Consider the following 4,161-nt stretch of genomic DNA (forward strand, 5'->3'; position numbering starts at 1 on the left):
CATCCAGGATGGCGCGCAGGTCCTCGGCGGACAGGCGGTGGATGTCGAGGAAGTGTCTGACCATCTTCTTGTCCTTCCCTCTCCCATCGGGAGAGGGCTTGAGCGCACGATCACGCCAGTGATCGTCCTTGCGCGAAAGGGTGAGGGGTTAGGGTGCGAACCGGTGAGGGCAGAACCCCTCACCCTTTCGCCTTTGCGCATCGCTACGCTCTGCGAGGCTCAAGCCCTCTCCCTCCGGGAGAGGGGGCATCACGCCGCCGCCTTCATCTGCGCCCGGGCGACCTCGCAGGCGCCTTCGAACTTCTCGATGGCCTCGCGCGCTTCTTCGAGCGTGATGTTCAGCGGTGGCAGGATGCGGCAGCAGTTGTCGCCGCCGCCGGCGATCAGCAGATGCTGCTCGTCCCGGGCCAGGGCCATGAAGTCACGGTTGTTGGGGATCAGCTTGACCCCGATCAGCAACCCCTTGCCGCGCACATCGGCGATCACGTCCGGGAAGCGTTCCTTCAGCCCGTGCAGCTGCTGCTTCAGGTATCCGGCGATCTCGTTGACGTTCTGGATCAGCTCGGGCTTCACCAGTTCTCCGAACGCCGCCAGGCCCACGGCCATGGCCAGGGGGTTGCCGCCGAAGGTCGAGCCGTGGGCCCCGACGGTCATGCCCGACGCCGCCTTTTCCGACGCCAGGCAGGCACCGATCGGGAAGCCGCCGCCCAGGGCCTTGGCGATGGCCATGATGTCGGGTTGCATCCCGGCCCATTCGTGGGCCCAGAGCTTGCCGGTCCGGCCCATGCCGCACTGGACCTCGTCGAAGATTATGAGGACGCCGTGCTGGTCGCAGAGGGTGCGCAGGTCGCGCAGGCAGTGTTCGGGAATGGCGCGGCAGCCGCCCTCGCCCTGGACCGGCTCGACGATGATGGCGGCCGTCGTCGGCGATGCGATCGCGGCCTTCAACGCATCATGGTCGCCCCAGGTCAGCTGGTGGAAACCCTCCATCGGCGGGCCGAAGCCATTGGTGTAGCTGGGGTTGGCCGCCGCGTTGATCGCGCCGTAGGTCCGGCCGTGGAAGGAGCCGTCGAAGCCGTAGATGTCGATCCGCTCAGGGTTGCCGGCGTGATGGTGGTATTTGCGCGCGGTCTTGATCGCGCACTCGACCGCCTCGGTGCCCGAGTTGGTGAAGAAGACCACGTCGGCGAACGAATGTTCGCACAGCATGTCGGCCAGCTTTTCCTGGTCCGGAATCCGGAAGATGTTGGACACGTGCCACAGCTTCTCGGCCTGATCGGTCACGGCCTTGACCAGGACCGGATGGGCATGGCCCAGGGCGTTGGTCGAGATGCCGGAGACGCAGTCGAGGTACTCCGTGCCGTCCTTGGCCCACAGGCGCATGCCTCGCCCGCGATCCACTTCCAGCGGCGCGCGATTGTAGACACCCATCAGATGGCTTGTGGACACGGGACCGATACCTCCAAAAGCAATGAAGCCCCGACGCGGGCGCGGCGGGACTTTCCTAAAGCGACGTTTTCGGATGCGGGCGCGGGGGAGTCAACTCACAGCCCCGAATCGCGACATCGAAACGCCTTGACCGTTCCAGTGTTACAGCATAGTGGAACGCCCGAAATGACCGACACCCTTCCCAGCCTGGCCCCCGACAAGGCCCCAAGATCGGCGGATGCCGACCGGGCGGCGCTGTTCGACGCCCTGCTGTCGCTGAAGACGCGGGACGAGGTCGACGCCTTCCTGGCCGATCTGTGCACCCCGTCGGAGGTCCGCGCCTTCGCCGAACGCTGGGCGGTCGCGCGCCTGCTGGCACAGAACTGCAAATCCTATCGCGAGATCGCGCTGGAGGCGGGGGCCAGCCCCACCACCGTCGTGCGCGTCGCGCGCTTCCTGAAAGAGATGCCGCATCAGGGCTATCGCCTGGTGCTCGATCGTCTGAACTCGAAAGCCTGACATTTCCATGAGTACCGTCCAGGGGCGACTTCGCATCGCCATCCAGAAATCCGGCCGCCTGTCCGAACGCAGCCTGGACCTGATCCGCGACGCGGGCCTGAAATGGGTCAAGGGCGCCAACGACCTGCTGTACAAGGTCGAGAACTATCCGATCGACCTGTTGCGGGTGCGCGACGACGACATCCCGACCTTCGTTGCCGACGGCGTCTGCGACCTGGGCATCGTCGGCGAGAACGTGCTGGAAGAGGACAAGAACGGAGGCGCTCACGCCGAGGTCGTCATGCCCCTGGGCTTCGGCCGCTGCACGCTGAAGCTCGCCGTGCCGCCGACCATGACCTATGCCGGCCCACGCTCGCTGGCGGGCCTGCGCATCGCGACTTCCTATCCCAAGATCCTGCAACGCTATCTGGACGACCAGGGCATCGGCGCAGAGATCGTGACCATGCGCGGGGCTGTCGAGGTCGCGCCGCGGCTCAAACTCGCCGCCGCCATCTGCGACCTGGTCTCGACCGGGGCGACGCTGGAGGCCAACGGCCTGATCGCCAAGGAAACGGTGCTGCAGAGCCAGGCCGTTCTGATCAAGTCCCCGACCCCGCCGGAGCCCGCCCTGCAACACCTTCTGGATTCCATCGTCGAGCGGATGGCGGGCGTGGTGTCCTCGCAGGGGGCCAAGTACGTGATGCTGAACGCTCCGCGCTCGGCGCTCGACGAAATCACCGCCATATTGCCGGGCGCGGGCGCGCCCACGGTGATGCCGCTGATGGGCCGTGACGACGCCGTCGCCGTTCACGCCGTCTGCCAGGAGGCGGTGTTCTGGGAGACGCTGGAGAAGCTCAAGGCCGCCGGGGCCTCCGCCATCCTGGTGCTGCCGATCGAGAAGATGATGTGATGGCCACGACCGCCTTCAAACGCATTGACTGGGCGTCGCTGGATGCCGCCGGACGCAAGGCCGCCCTGGCTCGCCCGCGCCAGAGGACGGAGGGCCGCGTCACCGATGTGGTCCGCCAGATCTTCGACGACGTTCAGGCGCGGGGCGGCGCGGCCGTCGCCGACTGGTCGATCAAGCTCGACAAGGCCGCGCCGCGCCGCATCGCCATCACGCCGGATGTCGTGGCGGCCGCCCGTGACGCCCTGCCGCCCGCCGACACCCGCTGTATCCGCATCGCCGCCGAGAATGTGCGCGTCTTTCACCAGGCGACCCGGCCCGAGGACACCGCCTTCGTCGAGACGACCCCCGGCGTGCGCTCCAAACTGGTCTGGCGTCCGATCGGGGCGGCGGGCCTCTATGTGCCCGGTGGGTCGGCGCCCCTGTTCTCATCCCTGCTGATGCTGGCCATCCCGGCCCAGGTGGCGGGGGTGCGCGAGCGGGTGGCGGTTACGCCTCCGTCCAAGGATGGAAGCGTCCACCCCGCCATGATCGTGGCGGCCGCAGAGGCCGAGCTCGACGCCCTCTGGCTTGTCGGCGGGGCCCAGGCGATCGCGGCGATGACGTTCGGAGCCAGCTTCGACGACGGCGAGATCGTGGCTTGCGACAAGCTGTTCGGGCCCGGCAACGCCTATGTCGCCGAGGCCAAGAAATACGCCTCCTCCCTGCCGGGCGGACCGTCGGTCGACATGCCGGCGGGGCCGTCGGAGCTGCTGGTCATCGCCGACGGTTCGGCCGATCCCGAGATCGCCGCCGCCGACCTGCTGAGCCAGGCCGAGCATGACGCCGACGCCCAGGTCATCCTGGTCTGCGACAGCACCGCGACGATCAACGCCATCCTCGAAGCCGTCGAGGAGCAGCTTGAGACCCTGCCCCGCGCCGCCATCGCCCGGGCCTCGCTGGCCGAGGCCCGGATCATCAAGGTGCCTGACATGGCGAAAGCCTGCGAGGTGACCAACCTGTACGGCCCGGAACACCTGGCCATCCAGGCCGAGGACGCCGAGGCACTGGTCGCCTCCATCACCGCCGCCGGGGCCGTCTTCGTCGGCCGGTTCGCCGCCGAGACCCTGGGGGACTACGCGGCGGGGCCCAGCCACGTCCTGCCCACCGACGGCGGGGCCCGGACCCTTGGCGGCATCACGACATCGAGCTTCATGACCACCATGTCGGTCCAGACGGTGACGGAAGCGGGCGCGGCGGTGCTGGCCCCCGTGGCGGCGCGGCTGGCGCGGCTGGAGGGCCTGGAAGCCCATGCGCGGGCGGCCGATTTGAGGGCCCCCGCATGACCC

Annotated in this window: 4 protein-coding genes; 3 read left to right on the forward strand and 1 reads right to left on the reverse strand. The window is 68.1% G+C overall.

Translation table 11 applies throughout. The features are described from left to right. Positions 1–249: 249 nt before the first annotated feature. Positions 250–1,449, reverse strand: coding sequence for an aspartate aminotransferase family protein (locus tag JHC99_RS17785; RefSeq protein WP_292156005.1), 1,200 nt, complete (start codon positions 1,447–1,449; stop codon positions 250–252). Positions 1,450–1,614: 165 nt separating this feature from the next. Between JHC99_RS17785 and JHC99_RS17790 the strand changes: the two genes are divergently transcribed. Genes JHC99_RS17790 through hisD form a run of 3 tightly spaced genes read left to right on the forward strand, consistent with a single transcriptional unit; the run spans position 1,615 to position 4,158 of the window. Beyond that, positions 1,615–1,947 carry a YerC/YecD family TrpR-related protein gene (locus JHC99_RS17790; RefSeq protein ID WP_292156007.1) on the forward strand — a complete coding sequence of 111 codons (333 nt, stop codon included), beginning with the start codon at positions 1,615–1,617 and terminating at the stop codon, positions 1,945–1,947. Between the two features lie 7 nt (positions 1,948–1,954). Beyond that, positions 1,955–2,836: an ATP phosphoribosyltransferase gene (gene hisG, locus JHC99_RS17795; RefSeq protein ID WP_292156008.1), complete on the forward strand. Its 882-nt coding sequence runs from the start codon at positions 1,955–1,957 to the stop codon at positions 2,834–2,836. Next, positions 2,836–4,158: a histidinol dehydrogenase gene (hisD, locus tag JHC99_RS17800; protein WP_292156009.1), complete on the forward strand. Its 1,323-nt coding sequence runs from the start codon at positions 2,836–2,838 to the stop codon at positions 4,156–4,158. The genes hisG and hisD overlap by 1 nt, the downstream gene beginning before the upstream one ends. The last annotated feature ends 3 nt before the right edge of the window (positions 4,159–4,161 follow it).

Source organism: Brevundimonas sp. (genome assembly GCF_016463485.1).
Lineage (GTDB): Bacteria > Pseudomonadota > Alphaproteobacteria > Caulobacterales > Caulobacteraceae > Brevundimonas.